20 protein-coding genes are annotated in these 19,536 nt (G+C 63.1%); 15 read left to right on the forward strand and 5 right to left on the reverse strand.

Going from position 1 to position 19,536, the window contains the following annotated elements:
* The first annotated feature begins 34 nt into the window (after positions 1-34).
* The 9 genes from FNZ07_RS08655 (at position 35) to FNZ07_RS08695 (ending at position 8,376) form a co-directional block, all read left to right on the forward strand.
* Positions 35-1,189, forward strand: a complete 1,155-nt coding sequence (locus FNZ07_RS08655; RefSeq protein WP_245811628.1) for an ABC transporter permease — start codon at positions 35-37, stop codon at positions 1,187-1,189.
* Positions 1,186-2,124 carry an ABC transporter ATP-binding protein gene (locus FNZ07_RS08660; protein ID WP_091015551.1) on the forward strand — a complete coding sequence of 313 codons (939 nt, stop codon included), beginning with the start codon at positions 1,186-1,188 and terminating at the stop codon, positions 2,122-2,124. The genes FNZ07_RS08655 and FNZ07_RS08660 overlap by 4 nt, the downstream gene beginning before the upstream one ends.
* On the forward strand, positions 2,121-2,888 hold the full coding sequence (locus tag FNZ07_RS08665; protein WP_091015554.1) for an ABC transporter permease: 768 nt from the start codon (positions 2,121-2,123) through the stop codon (positions 2,886-2,888). The genes FNZ07_RS08660 and FNZ07_RS08665 overlap by 4 nt, the downstream gene beginning before the upstream one ends.
* Positions 2,889-3,084: 196 nt before the next feature.
* A complete protein-coding gene (locus tag FNZ07_RS08670; RefSeq protein ID WP_091015557.1) occupies positions 3,085-3,288 on the forward strand; it encodes a cold-shock protein in 204 nt (67 codons plus the stop codon).
* Between the two features lie 217 nt (positions 3,289-3,505).
* Positions 3,506-3,982: a rhodanese-like domain-containing protein gene (locus FNZ07_RS08675; RefSeq protein WP_091015559.1), complete on the forward strand. Its 477-nt coding sequence runs from the start codon at positions 3,506-3,508 to the stop codon at positions 3,980-3,982.
* Between the two features lie 36 nt (positions 3,983-4,018).
* The gene (gene epsC, locus FNZ07_RS08680) at positions 4,019-4,996 is read left to right on the forward strand and encodes a serine O-acetyltransferase EpsC (protein ID WP_091015561.1); all 978 of its coding nucleotides are present in this window, start codon (positions 4,019-4,021) and stop codon (positions 4,994-4,996) included.
* Positions 4,993-5,313, forward strand: a complete 321-nt coding sequence (locus tag FNZ07_RS08685; protein ID WP_091015564.1) for a helix-turn-helix domain-containing protein — start codon at positions 4,993-4,995, stop codon at positions 5,311-5,313. The genes epsC and FNZ07_RS08685 overlap by 4 nt, the downstream gene beginning before the upstream one ends.
* Positions 5,314-5,408: 95 nt before the next feature.
* A complete protein-coding gene (locus FNZ07_RS08690; RefSeq protein WP_091015567.1) occupies positions 5,409-6,341 on the forward strand; it encodes a family 2A encapsulin nanocompartment shell protein in 933 nt (310 codons plus the stop codon).
* Positions 6,316-8,376, forward strand: coding sequence for a family 2A encapsulin nanocompartment cargo protein cysteine desulfurase (locus tag FNZ07_RS08695; protein ID WP_091015569.1), 2,061 nt, complete (start codon positions 6,316-6,318; stop codon positions 8,374-8,376). The genes FNZ07_RS08690 and FNZ07_RS08695 overlap by 26 nt, the downstream gene beginning before the upstream one ends.
* Before the next feature lie 70 nt (positions 8,377-8,446).
* Here FNZ07_RS08695 and FNZ07_RS08700 read toward each other — a convergent pair whose 3' ends face one another.
* Entirely contained in the window at positions 8,447-9,274 is an 828-nt protein-coding gene (locus tag FNZ07_RS08700) for an AraC family transcriptional regulator (protein ID WP_091015572.1), read from the reverse strand.
* 93 nt (positions 9,275-9,367) lie between these two features.
* Here FNZ07_RS08700 and FNZ07_RS08705 point away from each other — a divergent pair, with 93 nt between their 5' ends.
* The gene (locus FNZ07_RS08705; protein WP_091015574.1) at positions 9,368-9,619 is read left to right on the forward strand and encodes a hypothetical protein; all 252 of its coding nucleotides are present in this window, start codon (positions 9,368-9,370) and stop codon (positions 9,617-9,619) included.
* Positions 9,620-9,762: 143 nt separating this feature from the next.
* Here FNZ07_RS08705 and FNZ07_RS08710 read toward each other — a convergent pair whose 3' ends face one another.
* On the reverse strand, positions 9,763-11,058 hold the full coding sequence (locus tag FNZ07_RS08710) for an MFS transporter (protein ID WP_091015576.1): 1,296 nt from the start codon (positions 11,056-11,058) through the stop codon (positions 9,763-9,765).
* Between the two features lie 103 nt (positions 11,059-11,161).
* Positions 11,162-12,256, reverse strand: a complete 1,095-nt coding sequence (locus tag FNZ07_RS08715; protein WP_091015578.1) for a tartrate dehydrogenase — start codon at positions 12,254-12,256, stop codon at positions 11,162-11,164.
* 124 nt (positions 12,257-12,380) lie between these two features.
* Here FNZ07_RS08715 and FNZ07_RS08720 point away from each other — a divergent pair, with 124 nt between their 5' ends.
* Both FNZ07_RS08720 and FNZ07_RS08725 read left to right on the forward strand, forming a co-directional pair.
* Positions 12,381-13,310, forward strand: coding sequence for a LysR family transcriptional regulator (locus FNZ07_RS08720; protein WP_091015580.1), 930 nt, complete (start codon positions 12,381-12,383; stop codon positions 13,308-13,310).
* A gap of 713 nt (positions 13,311-14,023) precedes the next feature.
* On the forward strand, positions 14,024-14,557 hold the full coding sequence (locus FNZ07_RS08725) for a hypothetical protein (RefSeq protein ID WP_091015583.1): 534 nt from the start codon (positions 14,024-14,026) through the stop codon (positions 14,555-14,557).
* A 4-nt stretch (positions 14,558-14,561) separates the two neighbouring features.
* Here FNZ07_RS08725 and FNZ07_RS08730 read toward each other — a convergent pair whose 3' ends face one another.
* Complete coding sequence (locus FNZ07_RS08730) at positions 14,562-15,464, reverse strand: metal-dependent hydrolase (RefSeq protein WP_091015587.1); 903 nt, start codon at positions 15,462-15,464, stop codon at positions 14,562-14,564.
* Positions 15,465-15,876: 412 nt separating this feature from the next.
* Here FNZ07_RS08730 and FNZ07_RS08735 point away from each other — a divergent pair, with 412 nt between their 5' ends.
* Together FNZ07_RS08735 and FNZ07_RS08740 are read left to right on the forward strand one after the other, a co-directional pair.
* Positions 15,877-16,278, forward strand: coding sequence for a hypothetical protein (locus FNZ07_RS08735; protein ID WP_211367813.1), 402 nt, complete (start codon positions 15,877-15,879; stop codon positions 16,276-16,278).
* Entirely contained in the window at positions 16,275-16,730 is a 456-nt protein-coding gene (locus FNZ07_RS08740) for a hypothetical protein (RefSeq protein ID WP_091015591.1), read from the forward strand. The genes FNZ07_RS08735 and FNZ07_RS08740 overlap by 4 nt, the downstream gene beginning before the upstream one ends.
* Before the next feature lie 40 nt (positions 16,731-16,770).
* On the opposite strand, the gene FNZ07_RS08745 is transcribed toward FNZ07_RS08740, so the two are convergent.
* Entirely contained in the window at positions 16,771-18,129 is a 1,359-nt protein-coding gene (locus FNZ07_RS08745; protein ID WP_091015593.1) for an LLM class flavin-dependent oxidoreductase, read from the reverse strand.
* A 331-nt stretch (positions 18,130-18,460) separates the two neighbouring features.
* On the opposite strand from FNZ07_RS08745, the gene FNZ07_RS08750 reads away from it, so the two are divergent.
* Positions 18,461-19,438 carry a porin gene (locus FNZ07_RS08750; protein WP_407670689.1) on the forward strand — a complete coding sequence of 326 codons (978 nt, stop codon included), beginning with the start codon at positions 18,461-18,463 and terminating at the stop codon, positions 19,436-19,438.
* Positions 19,439-19,536 lie beyond the last annotated feature (98 nt).

A 19,536-nucleotide genomic window follows, 5' to 3' on the forward strand; every position in this document is an offset into this window, starting at 1 on the left:
TGCGTTTGCCGGGCGACGTACCACTGGCGGCACGCTGCTGGTCGACAAGGTCGATCGGGTCGGTGCGCTGATCGCGATACTGATCGCCGCAGCGCTCGCGTTCGAACCGTTCGTCACGTTTCGCGCGAACCGGATCGTGTCGGGCAAAGGGCTCAGTCTGCTCGACACCTTTAGCGTCGGCGAGGCGAGGGTTGCGGTTGCGGTGCTCGCGGCTGCCGCGTTGTTCGCGCTGCTGCGTAGCCGTGCCGCGTTACGGCTCGTGGTCGGCATCGCGCTGCTGGCAGGGCTCGCCTTGCTGGTCGGATACGCGCCCGCGCATCTCGTCACCGACGAACATCCGCTCGCCCGTGTGTCGCCGTCAGGCGGCTTCTGGATCCTCACGTTCGCGTTCTCGATGCTGGTCACCGACGCGCTCGCGAAACTGTCGCCCGGTCCCGCACCGCGTCTCGCGGTGCTCGCGCTCGCATGGCTCGCGCTCGCTGCGCTGTTCGGTAGCGGCCGATGGGACGGCCTGTCGGTGATGCAGGAATACGCGGTGCACGCGGACAACTTCTGGCAGGAAGCTGCGCGCCACATCGAGCTGGTTGTGGGCTCCGTTGCGGCGGCTGTCGCGTTTGGCGTGCCGCTTGGTATCGCGTGCGTGAAACTGCCTGCGCTGCGTGCGGTCGCATTGCCGGTGCTGAACATTGTCCAGACCATTCCGAGCATCGCGATGTACGGGCTGATGATGGTGCCGCTCGGGCTGCTCGCCGCCCACGTGCCGCTTGCCGCCGCACTCGGTATTCGCGGTATCGGCGTTGCGCCTGCGTTGATCGCGCTGTTTCTCTATTCGCTGCTGCCGGTGACGGCGAGTGTCGTCGTCGGTCTCGGGCAGATTCCGCCGCAGACGGCGGAAGCCGCCGTCGCGATGGGTATGACACCGGGTCAGCGTCTGCGCTCGGTCGAACTGCCGCTCGCGTTGCCGGTCGTGCTGACCGGCGTGCGCATCGTGCTGGTTCAGAACATCGGACTCGCAACCGTCGCCGCGCTGATCGGCGGTGGCGGCTTCGGCACCTTCGTGTTTCAGGGCATCGGCCAGTCGGCCATCGATCTCGTGCTGCTCGGCGCCGCCCCGACTATCGGGCTTGCACTGAGCGCGGCCGTTGTCTTCGACGCCGCGACCGAATTCATCAAGGGACATCGCGCATGATTGAAATCGACAAGATCAGTCGACGCTTCGGCGATGTCGTCGCTGTCGACGACGTTTCGCTCGTGATCGGCAGCGGCACGATCACCGCGCTCGTCGGCACATCGGGCAGCGGCAAGTCGACGCTGCTGCGCATGATCAACCGGTTGATCGCGCCGACGAGCGGCACGATCCGCATCGATGGACGCGATACGTCCGGCGTGCCCGCTGAAGAGTTGCGGCGCGGCATCGGTTATGTGATCCAGGGGCACGGGCTGTTTCCGCACTGGAGCGTCGCTCGCAATATCGCGACCGTGCCGCGTCTGCTCGGCTGGGAGACGGCACGCATCGACGCACGCGTGCGCGAACTGCTTGAGCTCTTCAAGCTCGATCCCGATACGTACGGTACGAAGTTTCCGCATCAGTTGTCCGGCGGTCAGCAGCAGCGGGTGGGTGTAGCGCGTGCACTGGCTGCGCAACCCGCGATCCTGCTGATGGACGAACCGTTCGGCGCGCTCGATCCGATCATCCGCGGCCAGGCGCAGGAGGATCTGCTCGCGCTGCAGCGGCGACTCGGCATCACGGTGGTGATCGTCACGCACGATATGGAAGAGGCATTGCTCCTCGGCGATCGCATCGTGGTGATGGACGGCGGCCGCGTGCTACAGGCTGCCACGCCCGCCGAATTGCTCGCACGTCCCGCACCTGGCTTCGTCGAGAAACTCGTGGCCGGTACCGACCGGCCGCTGCGTTTGCTGTCGCTGACCCAGGTCGATGAAATCGCCGAACCCGGTACCGCCGATGGCGCGCCGATCGCCGGTACGCAGAACCTGCGCGATGCGCTGTCGGAACTGCTGTGGCGCGGTACGCAGAGCCTGCCGGTAGCACAGGCCGACGGCAGCGTGCGAACCCGCGTATCGCTCGCGTCGATTCTCGCGCGCGCCGGGCGGCCGAGATGAAACTCGTCGCACGGACCTCGCGCCTGCTCGCGCTCGCGATACTGCTCGCGTTACTGGTTCGCCCGCAATGGTTTGCGCCGCTCTTCGCGCCGCTCGCCGAGAACGGCGCACCTGTGATCTACGATCGCTCGAGCCTGCTTGGATTGACGCTTGCGCATCTTGCGCTGGTCGGCGGCGCGAGTCTCGTGGGGACCGTGATCGCGCTGCTCGCCGGGATCTTCGTCACGCGTGAAGCGGGCGCCGAATTTCTGCCGCTTGCGCGCAGCATCGTCAATATCGGCCAGACTTTTCCGCCGGTTGCGGTGCTGGCGCTCGCGGTGCCCGCGGTCGGTTTCGGTGTGAAGCCGACGCTGATTGCGCTGATCCTGTACGGATTGCTGCCGGTGTTCGAGAGCACGATTACCGGTCTCAAGGACATTCCGGCTGCAACCGTCGAAGCCGCACGTGGCATGGGCATGGGTCCGCTGCGCCAGTTGCTGTCGATCGAACTGCCGCTCGCGCTGCCGGTGATCCTGTCGGGCATCCGTCTGTCGGTGGTGATCAATCTCGGCACCGCGACGCTCGGTTCGACGGTGGCAGCGAAAGGACTCGGCGATGTGATCATCGCGGGTCTGCAAACCTCGAACACGGCGTTCATCCTGCAAGGCGGGATGATCGTCGGGCTGCTGGCCGTGCTTGCCTACGACGCGCTCGGCGTCGTTGCGCGTGCGCTCACACAACGCGACTCGGGCGCGACGCTCGCGTTACCGCGCCTCGAGCGCTGAACGGCGCTTACCTCACTTTCCTCGCTTACCTCACTCGCCGCGCGCGATTTGTCAGCCGCGCTGATAAACATCGAAGAATTCGTTTGTTCCCGATGCGGTGGGCTTCCCGTATCGTTCAGCCGGCGTCGAACGAACTGATCCCGGCGGGTTCGGCGCTCTGTCTACACGCACGGGTCTCGCATAGCAAGGAACGACGATGGCAACGGGTACGGTGAAGTGGTTCAACGATGCAAAAGGATTCGGCTTCATCACGCCGGACGACGGCGGCGACGATCTGTTCGCGCATTTCTCGGAAATCCGCGCGGACGGCTTCAAGTCGCTGCAGGAAAACCAGAAGGTCAGCTTCGAAGTGAAACAAGGCCCGAAGGGCAAGCAGGCCGCCGATATCAAGCCGGTGTAACCGCCACGCGTTTGTCGCCTTCAACCACTATCTTCTGACGAATGCCCATGCATGCCCATGTGGCGACCAAACCGCTGCTTCTTTAGAAAGCACAATTAATTGGTTCGCCTTCCGGCCGGGTTATTTCATAGTGTCTCGTGATGGCTATAGACGGTTTTTTACCGCCTCGCCAGCCCCCGCCGCACTGACGCGCGCGGATATTCGGCAAGGAGATGTCATGACGGTTGAAGTCGAAGAGCGGCCTGTGCACGCGGCACTCGATGTGCTTGAAGCGGCGCGATTGGCTGCGGTAGAAGCAGGTTTGCCCTATGCAGGCGGCATCGCGCCGCAGGACGCGTGGGCGCTGGTGTCGGCAGGCAAGGCGCTGCTGGTCGACGTGCGCAGCGCGGAAGAACGGAAATTCGTCGGGCATGTGCCGGAGAGCCTGCACGTCGCATGGGCGACGGGCACGAGCCTGACACGCAATCCGCGCTTCGTGCGCGAACTGGAAGCGAAGACCGGCAAGGATGCGCTCGTGCTGCTGCTGTGCCGTAGCGGCAATCGTTCGGCGCTCGCCGCCGAAGCTGCGACGAAGGGCGGTTTCAGCCAGGTCTTCAATGTTCTGGAAGGCTTTGAAGGCGAACTCGATGCGGCGCAACGGCGCGGCGGCAGTAACGGGTGGCGCTTTCGCGGGCTGCCCTGGGTGCAGGACTAGCGCTTTTCACTTACACACTTTCAGCCGGGAGCCGCTGTGGCAGTTTTCGATATCGACGACATCGTAGAAGCACTGCAGACGGCTCGCCAGCAATGGCGCGAAGTACAGAAGCGCTCGCTCGAGCCGGGCGGGCGCGAATTGCCGGCTCGCGAAGCACTCGCGGAGATCGTCGATACGCTCAAGGGCGTGTTGTTTCCGATGCGGCTTGGGCCAGCCGATCTGCGTCAGGAAAGTGAAAACTTCTATGTCGGGCATGCGCTCGATACCGCGCTGCATGCGTTACTCGCGCAGGCGCGACTCGAATTGCATTACCGGACCCGCCACCACCCACGTTCCGCCGACGAAATCGAAGCGCAAGCCGGCGCGGCTGTCAGGGCGTTTGCGGCAAAGCTGCCGGAGATCCGCACGCTGCTCGACAGCGATGTGCTCGCTGCATTTCACGGCGACCCCGCGGCAGGTAGCGTCGACGAGGTGCTGCTGTGCTATCCCGGCGTGCTGGCGATGATCCATCATCGTTTCGCGCATGCGCTATATGGGCTTGGTTTGCCGTTGCTTGCGCGTATCGTCGCCGAGCTGGCGCATGGCGAAACCGGCATCGATATTCATCCGGGGGCGCAGATCGGCGCGAGCTTCTTCATCGATCACGGCACCGGTGTCGTGATCGGCGAGACCTCGGTGATCGGGCAACGGGTGCGTGTTTATCAGGCGGTTACGCTCGGGGCGAAGAGGTTTCCGCGTGACGCTCAGGGGCACCTCGAAAAAGGTTTGCCGCGCCATCCGATCGTCGAGGATGACGTCGTGATCTATGCCGGTGCGACGATACTTGGGCGCGTGACGCTGGGGCGCGGTGCGGTGATCGGCGGCAACGTCTGGCTTACGCAGGATGTCGCGCCTGGCTCGCATGTCACTCAGGCGGTGTCGCGCAACGAAGCGACGAGTGCGGGTGTGGGTGCAGGTGCGGCACATGCTAATCCGGCGCCACAATCAGCTGCAGTAGCCGGAGTCGCGTCGTGACGAAGATCGTGCGAGACCTCGGCGTGACAGTGCGACGCCTGCGTGAAGCACGCGGCTGGTCGCAGGAACAACTGGCTGAGCATGCCGCGCTGAATCGTTCGTATGTCGGCGAGATCGAGCGCGGTTCGGTGATCGCGTCGATCGTCACTGTCGAGAAACTTGCACAGGCGCTCGATGCAAGCATCGCGGTGCTGTTATGCGCAGCGTCGGCGGATTCTCCGCGAAGCGTGAGCCCAGCGGTGGTGCCCGTTAGCTCCGGCAAAGCCACTGCGTCATCCACATCGAATACTCCCACCGCCCCAAACGTACCCGCGTGACGTCTATAGCATGTTGAGCGGCTGCGACGCCGTTTCCATAATCACGTTTGCTCATAAGCATTCCAGTTTTTCTTCTATAGACCCCGGAGCGACACATGACAGCAACAGTGGGCGGCCTGACGGCGCTCGGCGATACCGCAGCACGGCAACTAGCCAATGCCACCAAGACCGTTCCCCAGCTTTCGACGATTTCGCCGCGCTGGCTCACCCATCTGCTGCAATGGCTGCCGGTCGAAGCGGGTATCTACCGGCTGAACCAGGTGAAGAATCCGGAAGCAGTGGTCGCGGCTTGCACCGCGCGCGAAGACGAAAGCCTGCTGCCGCGCACGTTCGTTCCTTACGAAGAAGAACCGCGCGAGTATTTCCTGAACGCGGTGAGCACCGTACTCGATGTGCATACGCGCATCTCCGATCTGTACAGCAGCCCGCACGACCAGATCAAGGAACAACTGCGCCTGACGATCGAAACGATCAAGGAGCTGCAGGAAAGCCAACTGATCAACAACCCCGATTACGGCCTGCTTGCCAACGTCGCCGAAGAACAGCGCGTGTTTCCGCTGACGGGCGCACCGACCCCCGACGACCTCGACGAACTGCTGACAAAGGTCTGGAAAGAGCCGGCATTCTTCCTGACGCACCCGCTCGCGATTGCCGCGTTCGGTCGTGAATGCACGCGCCGCGGTGTGCCGCCGCCCACGACGAGCCTGTTCGGTTCGCAGTTCCTGACCTGGCGCGGCATCCCGCTGATTCCGTCGGACAAGGTGCCGGTCGCGGACGGCAAGACGAAGATCCTGCTGCTGCGCGTGGGCGACAAACGCCAGGGCGTGGTCGGCCTGTTCCAGCCGGGTGTTGCTGGCGAACAGGGACCGGGTCTGTCGGTGCGCTTCATGGGCATCAACAATCATGCGATCGCGTCGTATCTGATCTCGCTGTACTGCTCGCTGGCCGTGCATTCGCCGGACGCGCTGGCGGTTCTCGATGACGTGGAGATCGGCAAGTACCATGACTACACCGACACCTACAAGTAAGCACATGGACAGCGCCCTGCCGCTCGATGTGCCTGCTGGTCCGCCGCCGGGGTTGCCCGATCCGTCGACACTCGCGCAACTTGCCAACGCGTTCTTCTCGGCATTGCCTGGTGAGGCATTGCCGGTGGCGCGCAGCGGTGCCGTGAGTGGTGTGCCGGGTACGGCGGGCGCGTTGCCGCTCGCCGCTCCCGTGCTCGCGGAAGCGAGCAACCCTGTGCCGGCCGGCTCGCCGCTCGCGGGTCCTGGCGGCGCCGGTACCGGCGTGCCTGGTGCCGCGATTCCGCAAGGGCAGGTGGCGGGCGCGAACCTGCTGCCTGCTGCGCCGACGCATGTGCTGTCGCTCGGTCATCGGGCGCCGGCGCTTGCACCGCATGCCGCTGCGCAGAACGGTTTGCCCGATAACGTGGTGACGGTGGCGCCTGCGCTCGATCCGCGGTTTGGCGGTGCTGCGCTGGGTGTGCCGGAAGGGGTGGGGGCGCAGCGTCCGTCGGCGGGTGGGGCCTCTGTTCCGTCTTCGCCATCGGCTCCATCGCCGTATTACTTTCTGGACGGTTCGAGCGATCACCGGTCTGCGGCCGGTGCGACACCCGACATCGTCGTGCCGGGCTGGACCAGCGTGAGCGCGCAGTCGTTTGGTTTGCCCGGTGCCGATGAACCTTTGACGACGTCGCGTTTTCCTTACGACGTTGGCTCCGCGGGTGCATCGAGCGGTAGCACTTCGCGCTACTTCATCGACGATGCGGCGCAGGCGCCGGCTTCCGGACAACCCGCGAAAGCCGGCGGCGCCATTCCGGCTGTCGGCCCGTCGAGCCATCCGCCGTTCGACGTCAACGCCGTACGACGCGATTTTCCGATCCTGCAGGAGCGCGTCAACGGACGTCAGCTCGTGTGGTTCGACAACGCCGCGACGACGCACAAGCCGCAGTCGGTGATCGACCGGCTTTCGTACTTCTATGCACACGAGAACTCCAACATCCATCGCGCGGCACACGCACTGGCAGGTCGCGCGACGGATGCCTACGAGGCGGCGCGCAGCAAGGTGCAGCGCTTCATCGGCGCGTCGTCGCCGGACGAGATCATCTTCGTGCGCGGCACCACTGAAGCGATCAACCTGATCGCCAAGACGTGGGGCGTGAAGCATGTCGGCGAGGGTGACGAGATCATCGTGTCGCATCTCGAGCATCACGCGAACATCGTGCCGTGGCAGCAGCTTGCCGCGCAAACCGGCGCGACATTGCGTGTGATTCCGGTCGACGATACCGGCCAGGTGCTGCTCGAAGAATATCGGCGACTGCTTAGCGATCGCACGAAGATCGTGTCGGTGACGCAGGTATCGAATGCGCTCGGTACGGTGGTGCCGGTCAAGGAGATCGTCGAACTCGCGCATCGTGCGGGCGCGAAAGCGCTGGTCGACGGGGCGCAGTCGGTGTCGCATATGCGGGTCGATGTGCAGGCCATCGATGCGGACTTCTTCGTGTTCTCCGGCCACAAGGTGTTTGGGCCGACCGGTATCGGCGTGGTCTACGGCAAGCGTGCGATTCTCGAAGACATGCCGCCCTGGCAAGGTGGCGGCAACATGATCGCGGACGTGACGTTCGAGCGCACGGTGTTCCAGCCGCCGCCCGGACGCTTTGAGGCCGGCACCGGCAATATCGCGGATGCAGTCGGCCTCGGTGCGGCGATCGACTACGTGACGCGCGTGGGCATCGAGAACATCGCGCGCTACGAACACGATCTGCTTGCGTACGCAACGAGCGTGCTGGCGCCCGTGCCTGGGGTGCGGTTGATCGGTACCGCGCGCGACAAGGCGAGTGTGCTGTCGTTCGTGCTGAAGGGCTACGAGACGGAAGAGGTTGGCAGCGCGTTGAACGAAGAGGGCATCGCGGTGCGCTCGGGTCATCACTGTGCGCAACCTATCCTGCGGCGCTTCGGTGTTGAAGCGACCGTGCGGCCTTCGCTCGCGTTCTACAACACGTGCGATGAAGTCGACCGGATGGTGTCGGTGGTGAAGAAGCTCGCTTCGCGGCGCTACTGACCGCAGGTATCGGGAAGAGGAAGCGTAGGCGTCGTGCGAACGGATTTCGGTCTGTTCGCGCGACGCTTTTTTATTGTGCGTCGTGGTTTGCTTCGTTCATCGCCTCAGGTCCGTCACCGGACGTTTGAGCCGCGAAATAACGCGCCGGCGTGACACCGAGCGCGCGACGAAACATCGCGATGAATGCGCTGACATTGTCGTAACCCAGATCGATGGCAACGCGCGTCACGGCTGTGCCGGCAGCTAGCATTTCGAGCGCACGCATCAGGCGTGCGCGCTGCCGCCATTCGGCGAAACTAAAACCCGTTTCCGTGATGAAACGCCGCGACAGCGTGCGTGGTGCGATTGCGGCCCACTGCGCCCATTCTTCGAGGCGACGGTTGTCGGCGAGATTTTTCGCAAGCGCATTGGCAATGCGTATGAGCCGCGCGTCGCGAGGCATCGGCAGACCGAACTGCTCGCGCGGCAGCGAGCGGATTTCATCGATGATCACACCGGCGATGCGCATCTGCGTTTCGTCGAGTGCGCCGTCGCTCCAGGTGGCCGCGCGGCTGATCGCGGCGCGCAACAGGAGCGACATCGGGAGGGTGCAGGGCTCGTCCGGCAGCGCCCTGCACGCGGCGGCTGCGACGTACACGCTCCACCCCGAGAACGGTCCATGCGATTGCATTGAGTGCGCGAGATCCGGCGGAATCCACACCGCATGCGTGGCGGGCACGACCCACTGGCTATGCTCGGTACCCACCGACAGGAGCCCGGTTATCGCGCCGAACAGTTGTCCGCGCGCGTGACGATGCGTAGCAGTCACGCGCGTGTCGTCACCCGTCAGCTCGACCGCGTAGATCGGTGGGCCGTCGGTTGCTTCGAGTTGAACAAAAGGGAGCAGGGGAGCTGACATGGCGCGAATGACGTATCGAATGGCCTTTATACCGCAGCCGATCCGCGTGCGCCAATCTACAGTGGGAAGCCTCAACCACCACAGGAGTACGCGATGCGTGCCGAAGAACTGCTTCCCGATCACCTCAACCAGGGTGAATTCAATGGCGTGCCGGTCCGCAAGGGCACAGTCGGCGCCTTCCTTGCCAACGCGCGGATCTGGCGCGACGCGAGCGCTACAGAAGAAGCACGCGCGACCGCGCAACGCGATATCATCGACGCGTTACCGGCACTACGTGCGCTGGGGCTGTTCGATGTGCTCGAGATTCGCGACGACGAACTGCGCGCGTTTGTCGACGCGCAGTAGATGATCTGCGTTTGGTCTGGCCAGACACCGTCGCCGTGTCGCCCACGTCGCATGACGCAGCGGTGTGGCGATGAGCATGTCACGTAGCGTTGCAGAGCGAGAGCACGAGGACCAGCGCGGCAGAGTTCGCGGCGCTGCTTCCCTCAATGCACAGCCGACGCCACCCGATACCCACGCCGCCCGATCATCAGCGTCAGCATCGCGGAGACAGCGAGACTCCCGGCCACCGCAAAGAGTCCGGCTGCATAACCACCGGTAGCAGACTTCAACCAGCCGATCGCAAAGGGACCGGCAAAGCCGCCCAGGTTACCGATCGAGTTGATCATCGCAATGCCCGCCGCAGCGCCCGCACCCGACATGAACGTGCTCGACATCGCCCACAGTGGTGCTTTCGCCGCGCTGATACCGACGTTGACCGCAACGAGCGCCAGCACGACACCGGTGGCCGACTGCGCAAAGCCGGCCCAGACCAGACCGACGGCAGCGAGCACGCAAGGCACGACGATATGCCACGTACGCTCGCCGGTCCGATCCGAATTGCGCGCCCACAACACCATCGCGACGACGGCCAGCACGCTCGGAATCGCGTTCAGTGCGCCCGTGCCGAACGCGCTGAAACCAAACTGACGGATGATGAGCGGCGCCCACAGTCCCAGCGTATAGAGCCCCGCCGACGTGCCGAAGTAGATCAACGACATCACCCACACGCGCGGATCGCGCAGCGCACCGAGCGCGTGGCCGGTATGACCGGGCTGCGCATGCCGCTGCAGGCTTTCCTCACGCAGCACAGCGATGAGCCACGCTTTCTCGTCACGCGTGAGCCACCTTGCCTTGTCCGGCGAATCGGTCAGCAGGCGCAGTACCGCGATGCCGAGGATGACCGCCGGAATCGCCTCGATGATGAAAAGCCACTGCCAGTTGTGCAGGCCGCCGAACGCAGACATCTGCATCAGCGCGCCGGAGATCGGCGAACCGATCGCGGTAGACAGCGGTGCCGCCGCCATGAATGCCGCGGCGGCCATCGCGCGCTGCCGGGCCGGAAACCACTGGCTCAGATACAGGATGATGCCCGGAAAGAAACCTGCTTCGGCCACACCGAGCAGGAAGCGCAGCGCGTAGAACGAATGCGGCCCGACCACAAACGCCGAAGCGGCCGAGAGCAGCCCCCAGGTCACCATCACACGCGCTATCCACAGGCGCGCGCCGACGCGGTTGAGAATCAGGTTCGACGGCACCTCGAACAAAAAATAGCCGAGAAAGAAAATGCCGCCGCCGAGGCCGAACATCGCCGGTGTCAGGCCGAGCTCGCGGTTCATCGTAATGGCCGCGAAGCCGACGTTCACGCGGTCGAGAAAGCTGACGAAGTAAAGCAGCATCACGAACGGCAGGATGCGCCACGTCAGCTTGCGAATGACCTGCGCCTGCAGATCGTTGGTCATGCTCGTCTCCATCGATGCGCCCGTGACGGATTCGTCCGGGCGTTTATAGGTGTGTTATCCGCACGCGCCGCACGATGTACGCGCGGTTTCGCTTGCACGCGACTCAGGCCGCCTGCGACGCGAGCGCCGGATGAGCGGCAAGCAGCGAGCAGACCGCCTGCGTAACCTGCGCGGTGGTTGCCGTGCCGCCGAGGTCGCGGGTGTGCAGCGCAGGGTTCGCAGTGACCTGTTCGATTGCAGACATCACTGCGCGCGCAGCTGCGTTCTCGCCGAGATGCTCAAGCATCATCACGACCGACCAGAACGTGCCGACCGGATTCGCGAGGCCCTGGCCCATGATGTCGAAGGCCGAGCCGTGGATCGGTTCGAACATCGACGGATAGCGGCGCTCGGGGTCGAGGTTCGCAGTGGGCGCGATGCCGAGACTGCCGGCGAGCGCGGCGGCCAGATCGCTGAGGATGTCCGCGTGCAGGTTCGTCGCGACCAGCGTGTCGAGGCTCGCCGGGCGATTGACCATGCGCGCGGTCGCGGCATCGACGAGTTCCTTGTCCCACGTAACGTCCGGAAATTCCTTCGATACCTGCACGGCGATCTCATCCCACATCACCATCGCGTGACGCTGCGCGTTGCTCTTGGTTACCACGGTGAGCAGCTTGCGCGGACGCGACTGGGCGAGCCGGAATGCGAACCGCAGAATGCGCTCGACACCCACGCGCGTCATCATCGAAACGTCGGTGGCCACTTCGAGCGGATGCCCCTGGTGCGCACGTCCGCCGACACCGGCATATTCGCCCTCCGAGTTTTCCCGCACGATCACCCAGTCCAGATCGTTCGGTCCGCACCGTTTGAGCGGCGCATCGATGCCGGGCAGAATCCGCGTCGGACGCACGTTCGCGTATTGATCGAAGCCCTGGCAGATCTTCAGACGCAGGCCCCACAACGTGATGTGATCGGGAATCTGCGGGTCGCCCGCGGAGCCGAACAGGATCGCGTCCTTGCCGCGCAGCGCGTCGAGCCCATCGGCCGGCATCATGACGCCGTGTTGACGGTAATAGTCGCCGCCCCAGTCGAAATGCTCGAATTCGAAGCGAAACGCCGCGCCTTGCGCGGTGAGTGCTTCGAGCACCTGCTGTCCGGCCGGCACGACTTCCTTGCCGATGCCGTCGCCGGGGATGGTTGCGATGCGATAGGTCTTCATGAGCGGAGCGTCTCCTTATGAGTGTCCGGCCATGCTAGAGCGCGCGACGTCGCGACGAACGCTGCTAGACTTAAACCATCCTTAACCTCAGGTTGACAATCAACGTTGCAATCAGGGCTCTGCAATGACCTCTTCGATCCAGCCTGACGATCTGCGTTTTTTCTCGGTGCTGGCCGCAAGCGGCAGCCTGACGGCCGCTGCGCGCGAACTTGGCCTGAGCACCGCGGCGGTCAGCAAGCATCTGTCGCAGATGGAGTCGCGCGCGGGCGTCGCGCTCGTGAACCGGACCACCCGCCGGATGAGCCTCACGCCCGAAGGCGAGCTGTACGTGACGCGCGCACGGCGGATCCTTGCCGACATGGACGAGCTGGGGCAACTGCTCAGCGGATCGCGCGCGGCGCCGAGCGGGCTGTTGCGAGTCAACGCGACGCTCGGCTTCGGGCGCAGTCATATCGCGCCGGCAATCTCGCAGTTCGTGCGGCGCTATCCGGAGGTCGACGTGCAGTTGCAGCTATCCGTCGATCCCCCTGCGTTGAGCGAGGATGCGTTCGACGTGTGCATCCGTTTCGGCGAGCCGCCCGATGCGCGTGTGGTCGCGCGGCGCGTGGCGCCGAACCGGCGGTTGCTGTGTGCGGCGCCTGCGTATTTCGTCGGCCGCACGCCGCCGAAAAATCCGCATGAGCTAACGCGGCACAACTGCATCGGCATTCGCCAGGGCGACGACGGCTATGGCCTCTGGCGTCTGACGAGCGGCCGCGGTGCCACGGAAAAGACCGAGACCGTGCGGGTGCGCGGCAACCTCACGACCAACGATGGCGAAATCGCGGTGAAGTGGGCGCTCGATGGCCACGGCATCCTGATGCGGGCGGAGTGGGATATCGCAGACTATCTGCGCGACGGGCGCCTCGTGCATGTGCTGCCCGACTACCGGACGCCGGGTGCCGATATCTATGCGGTGTACCCGCAGCATCTGCAGATGACCGCGCGCGTGAAAGCGTTTGTCGATTTTCTGGTGCATACGCTGCACGAACCTGCGTCTGATTTAATCCGGTAATTGTGACCCGGTAAATCGACAGTCGAGTAATAAATGCAGATCGACGCGCGATGTCTTAGTGAAATCGTTATCTGTCTTTAATAATCTATTCATCCTCATCGTTTATCGGTGGGGATAACGCCTGTTGTGGAGGCGGGTAGATATGGAGAGGGTTCGTGGATTTAAAAAACCACGGCCCGACTGCCAGGATTTATGTACTCGCGTTATATACTGGCGGCGGCCTGTGGATCAGCTGCTTTCAAACTGCAAAATGTTAAATGTAAGCAGGCGAGCATGCCGAATCCGGAGCGATATATCGAGGTCGGCCATACGCTATGGAATGGCGCCAATTGATGGGGAATCCTGGTGGATCAAGCAGATACTGGCGGTATCGGGGGGCTGGGCGGCAAGCCGCGTCAGCTAACGGGATTGCGCCACTTCTTCGGTAGGTAAAACGTGAGTGCCGGACAGAAGACGCGCGGAAAGACTTCGTGAAACTATTTCGCACAGACTCGTTGAAACGCGCGGACAGATATTCGTTTCTGACAGCGTTACTTGTCTATCGAGGGCATGTCCCGCAGGCTGTTGATTATCCGGATGTTTTTAATATTGATGTCAGGGACCGGAAGGTAACCGACGGAGACGATGCGTGAATCAACTCGCGTCGATGAACAAATGAACCAAACGATGAGCGCGCCACGCGAAGGTCGCCGCCCACCTCGGGGCGACCGGCAATGAATGGACCAAAGAAGCTGGACGCGTATCGCATCGGGGGCGCACCGCTGACCAAAGCCCAGTTGCTACCGCCCACCGCCGCATCGGCGCGCGAGCTTTCGCTGCGCAATCACCTTGCGGTGGCAGCGTGCCGGAGCGGCAACGGAAACCGGGCGTTGCTCCGTGAATTGTTTGCGATTGCCTGCCTGAGTTACTTCCTGCGCGAGGCGGGGTTCGCGTTCGGCCCCGACACGTTGTACGGCGAGGTGCAGGGCGCACTTGAGCGCTGCGTCGAGCGTTGTTCGACCGACGAGCCGTGGCAGGTCGACGAGCCCGACGGCGTGGCGCTGGGTAGACTCGTTACGATCTACGATCGCCAGTTCTCCACTGCGCCGATGTACGTGATGGAAGGCGCTCACAAGCGCTTGAAGCGGCTCGCGGTAGGCGAGTGGCGTTTTCCGTGGGCGCGCCGTTCACCGGCGCCTGCGCCGGAGCAAAGCGAGGGTCCGTCCGCACCGGCGCCGGAGCAAAGCGAGGATCCGCCCGGCGCGTAGCCTCTCACGTAGCGTCGCGCACCCATGCACCACCGTGCGCCGCGACCTGTGCCGCCGGCGAGGTGGCGAGATAGGCGAGTGCCTGTTCGGTCGAGCCCTCGCGATGCGGCGTATAACCCGGTTTGAAATAGCGCAGCGCAGCGCCAAGCATTTTCCAGAACGACGGCAGACAGTTGCGGCGCGCGCCGTCGCGCCATGCAAGGGCAAAACCGCGGTACTTGCCGGCATCGGGATCGCGCCGGTGCATGAAGCGCGCACCACGCATCAGAAAGCGCAACAACAATACGATGGTCGTAAACATATGGAAGCAGCGCTCCAGATAGCTGCCGCCCATGTGCCGGAAAATATCGAATGCGACCGTGCGGTGCTCGACTTCTTCCGCGCCGTGCCAGCGCAGCAGATCGAGCATCGTCGGGTCGGCGTGCGCATCGTCTAGCCCCCTGGCGTTGAGCACCCAGTTGCCGAGATAGCCGAAGAAGTGTTCCAGCGCCGCGATGATGCCGAGCTGCTGACGCAGCCAGAACCGCGTGTGACCGATCTTCAGTCCGAGCGGTGCTTCACCGAGCACTTTCCCGAACATCCAGTCGAGTTCTTTGGTGAACGGCTGCGTGTCGATGCCGTGAACCTTGTAGTAGTGCGTGAGCACGCCGGCGTGCGAGCGCGAATGTACGGCCTCCTGGCGCAGGAAACCTTCTGCATCTTCGCGCAGCCGCGGGTCGGTGATGAGCGGCAGCGTCTTGTTGTAGACGCGGCAGAACCACAGCTCGCCGGCCGGAAACAGCAGGTTCAGCACGTTGATAATGTGCGTGCTCGACGGATCGCCAGGAATCCACTGAACCGGCGTGTTGCTCCAGTCGAACTTGACGTGGCGTGCCTTGATTGTGTGATGAGCGCTCTCATCGGCCATGGCTGTCTCCGTCTCATCTTTAAATGTTACATTGAACGATGTAATTGTTCGATGGTACACCATCGGATCGATTTGTCCAGACGGTGATCCAGCATGTAGAGGTGCCCGACTAGGGGCGGCCGACGAGGCCGTTGCCGATCGCCCCGGTAGGGCGCGATAGCCCGATAACAGGATGTCTAGCCGCAAAAAACTGCAATTATTGATTTTCTTTAACCATCTCGGCATTCACAGTCGAGCAGACGTCGCTATAATCCGGATGTCTCTGTCGGGGCAGATTTTCTGGTTTATCGTCGTATTGATAAAAACCAGCGCGACGCGACATGAAGCGAAGTACAGGATGTGTAACAAGGAGCAGTTCAATTCCATCCCGGGCGAGAATAGCTGCTCGTCCCACGCATAATGGACCAGGATAATGGCCGACAAGAAAGACATCAAAACCCTGTGCGAGAACCACTGGGATGACTGGAAGGGCGATTGCAGCGGGTTCCTCAAGGCGGTCGCCGCCGATCTGGGCTTGACACTGACAGGCGATGCAAACGCTCTCGTCGGTACCATGAGCGGGGCACCCTGGTCGCAACTCGGCACGGATAAAGACAAGGCAGTGGCTTATGCCGGACTCGGATATCTGGTGGTGGCGGGTTTGAAAGCGACTCCCCACGGGCATGTCGCGATTATCATGCCGGGCGTGTCGAAACCCTACCCGCTCGCTTATTGGGGACGATATGGCGGTAGCGGGCGTAAAAACACCGCGCTGAATTATTCGTGGTCGCATAAGGATCTTGCTAGCGTTCAATATTACGCAATCCGCCCATGACTACGAAAGCTTTCAGGCAAGTCCTGTTTATCGCTGGTTTACTGGTAACCGGTAACGTTGCCATTGCGCAAACGTGTCATTACTCCGAGGTCGACCCCGGTGCCGGCAAGGTCAGCGCGCGGCACGTGACCATCGATCTCGGCTCAGGCGACCCGAGCGAAAAACCGACGGCATGGATTGGACCGATGAATCTCACGGGTCCGTCGGGCAAATCGTGCTCGGTCGATCCGGATGTGAGCATCATCGAGCGGCCGATCTATACGGATGGTCAACACGTGTTCGTGACCACCTATTCCGGCAGCAACCGTGTCGTCTATGCGATCGATGCGACGAGTTGCGACGTCCTGTGGAAAAGCGCTTCGTTCGCGGGGCCGGTGAAGCTAAGCGGCAATCGTCTGCGCCTCGACAAGCAGATGGTGAAGCTGGGTCCCGACTGCGTACCGGCGCACTAACCGCAACGTAGCGACCGGATGCGCCGGTAAGGCGTCATCGTCATGTTGCGATAGCCGCCCGCCGTTGCTGTGAAGTGCGACGGTCGGGCGGCTGCGCGAGCCTCAGGTGTTCGCGCAGCGTGCTCCCTTCATATTCCGTGCGGAACAGACCGCGCCGCTGCAGGATCGGCACCACGCCGTCGACGAAGTCCTGCAAGCCGCCAGGCAGTGCATCGGGCATCAGATTGAAGCCATCAGCGGCACCGCCTCTGAACCAGCGTTCGATGTCGTCGGCGATCTGCTCCGGCGTACCTACCACGACGCGGTGTCCGCCGCCGCCCGCCAGCGCGCGGATCAACTGTCGCGCGGTGTAGCCATGCTGTCGAGCCTGTGCGAGCGTCGCGTGAAAGAACGTGTGATTGCCGTTGCCCGCAGCCGGTAGCGGCAGATCGTCAGGCAAACGTTCGTCGAGTTGCAGACGCTCGGGCGCGATCCCCAGCGTGCCGGCAAGACGCGTCAAGCTGTAGCGCCACGGGATCAGCTCCACCAGTTCGTCGCGGCGCCGCAGCGCGTCGGCCTCGGTTGCGCCGACGATCGTCGTCAGACCGGGCAGCACCCGGATCGCCTCGGGTCCCCGGCCATGCGCAGCGGCACGCGCCAGCAGATCGCCGCGATAAGCGGCAGATTCCTCAAACGATTGCGACGCGGAGAAAACCGCTTCCGCATGACGCGCGGCAAGATCGCGACCATCTGCCGATCCACCTGCCTGAACCAGCACCGGATACCCCTGCGGCGTGCGCGGCAGGTTCAACGGTCCCTGCACGTTGAAGTATTCGCCGCGATGCGCGACCGGGTGCACCTTGTCCGTATCGATGAAGCGGCCGCCTGTCTTGTCGCCGACGAACGCGTCGTCCTCCCAGCTCTGCCATAGCGCTTTGACCACATCGGTGAATTCCGCGGCGCGTGCATAGCGCTGCGCATGATCCGGTGCCGCGTCGAGGCCGAAGTTTCGCGCGGAGCCGGCGTCGGCGGTCGTGACGATATTCCAGCCGGCGCGTCCGCCGCTGACGTGATCGAGTGTCGAGAAGCGGCGCGCGATGTTGTACGGCTCGTTGTAACTCGTCGACGCTGTGCCGATCAGGCCGATGTGCGTGGTTGCTGCTGCGATGCTGGCGAGCAGCACGGTCGGCTCGAGCGCGGTGATCGGACGAAAGTCGATCTGATCGGCGATCGATGCGTTGTCCGCGAGAAACACCGCGTCGAATTTCGCGGCTTCGGCAATCTGCGCGACGCGCACGTAGTGGGCAACGTCGATGAACGCACGCGGATCGGCGCCGGGCAGACGCCAGGCGGACGGGACGAAACCCGAATGCAGGATGTTGACGTTCAGATGCAGATGACGTGGGGCACGGGCGTTCAAGACGGAACTCGCTGGAGAGAGCAGGGCGGATCATTCGCCCGGGTGATGAATATTCTCGGCCGCTGCTGCGTGCGCCGCCACCAAGCATTTTGCGCATCGATATGCGTGAGAAAAATAAGCGCGACTGCAATGGCTCGTGCTGGTTTCCCCTGGGCGATTCGTGCTTGACCGCACGAAGGTCATCCTCGTAATCTACGGAACATGTTCCTACTTGTACTTTTTATAAGGTGCAGGGAAGTCTAGGTAAAACCCGTTCTTTCAATCGACCTCGCAGAGAAATCCGATGAACCGTCGCTTGCCGGCCGTGCTGCTCGCACTCAGTGTGTGTTCGATGCCGTTGGCCGCACACGCCGAATCGAGCGTGACGCTGTACGGAATCGTCGACGAGTTCTTCCAGTACGTGAATACCGGCAACGGCTACACACCGGCAATCGGTTCATCGGGGCAATGGGCGAGCCGTATCGGGCTGCGCGGCAGCGAGGATATCGGCGGTGGTAATCGCATCAACTTCGATCTGCAGAACGGTTTCAATCCGAACGACGGCACGTTTGCGTCGCCGGGTTCGATGTTCAACCGTCAGGCGTGGGTGGGCATGTCCGGAACATGGGGCGAAGTTCGGGCAGGGCGGCAAAACTCGCCGCTTTTCAACGACCAGGGTGGGCTCGATGCGTTCGGTGCGGCGACCCAGGCGTCGGGCTTCAGCAACATGATGACCTTCACGGTCCGCACCAGTAACACGCTGTCGTACACATCGCCGACGTTGGCCGGGCTGCAGTTCAGCATTTACGCGGGCTTCGGCGATGCGGGCGGATTGCGTTCGGCCGGTTCGAGCTATCAGGCTGACGTGACTTACACGAACGGTCCGTTTTCCGCGATTGCCGCAGCCCAGGCCGTAAAAAACGCGGACGACAGCGCCACCGATCGCACCGCGGAAGTCGGTGCTTCGTACCAGATCGGCAAGACCACGCTGTTCGCCGGTTGGAGCGGCTCGAAGTGGCTCGACATCGGTCTCGACGTGAACGTGTATGGCGTGTCGGCGCTTTATCAGATCACGCCCGCCAGCGGCTTCGCGCTCGGCTACACGTACCTGCATGATGAAACAGGCGCGGGCAATAACGCCGCCCAGTTCGGTGCGCTCTATACGTACACCGTATCGAAACGCACCAACATTTACAGTGCGCTGTCCTTCCTGCAGAATCGCGGTCAGGCGGCGTACCGGCTTGCCGGTTCGGCCAATGCCGGACTGCCGCTCGCCTATCCTGGTGCCGATGCGCGCGGCTTCCAGCTCGGCGTAGTCCACCGTTTCTGATGTCATCCCGCCGATGAACTCGATCGAGGTACATGCGTCGCGCCGTAGCCCAGAAAACATGTGCATACTTGTGCCTTTCAGAAGGCGCGATATCGCGC

The sequence above is a fragment of the Paraburkholderia megapolitana genome, assembly GCF_007556815.1.
GTDB lineage: Bacteria > Pseudomonadota > Gammaproteobacteria > Burkholderiales > Burkholderiaceae > Paraburkholderia > Paraburkholderia megapolitana.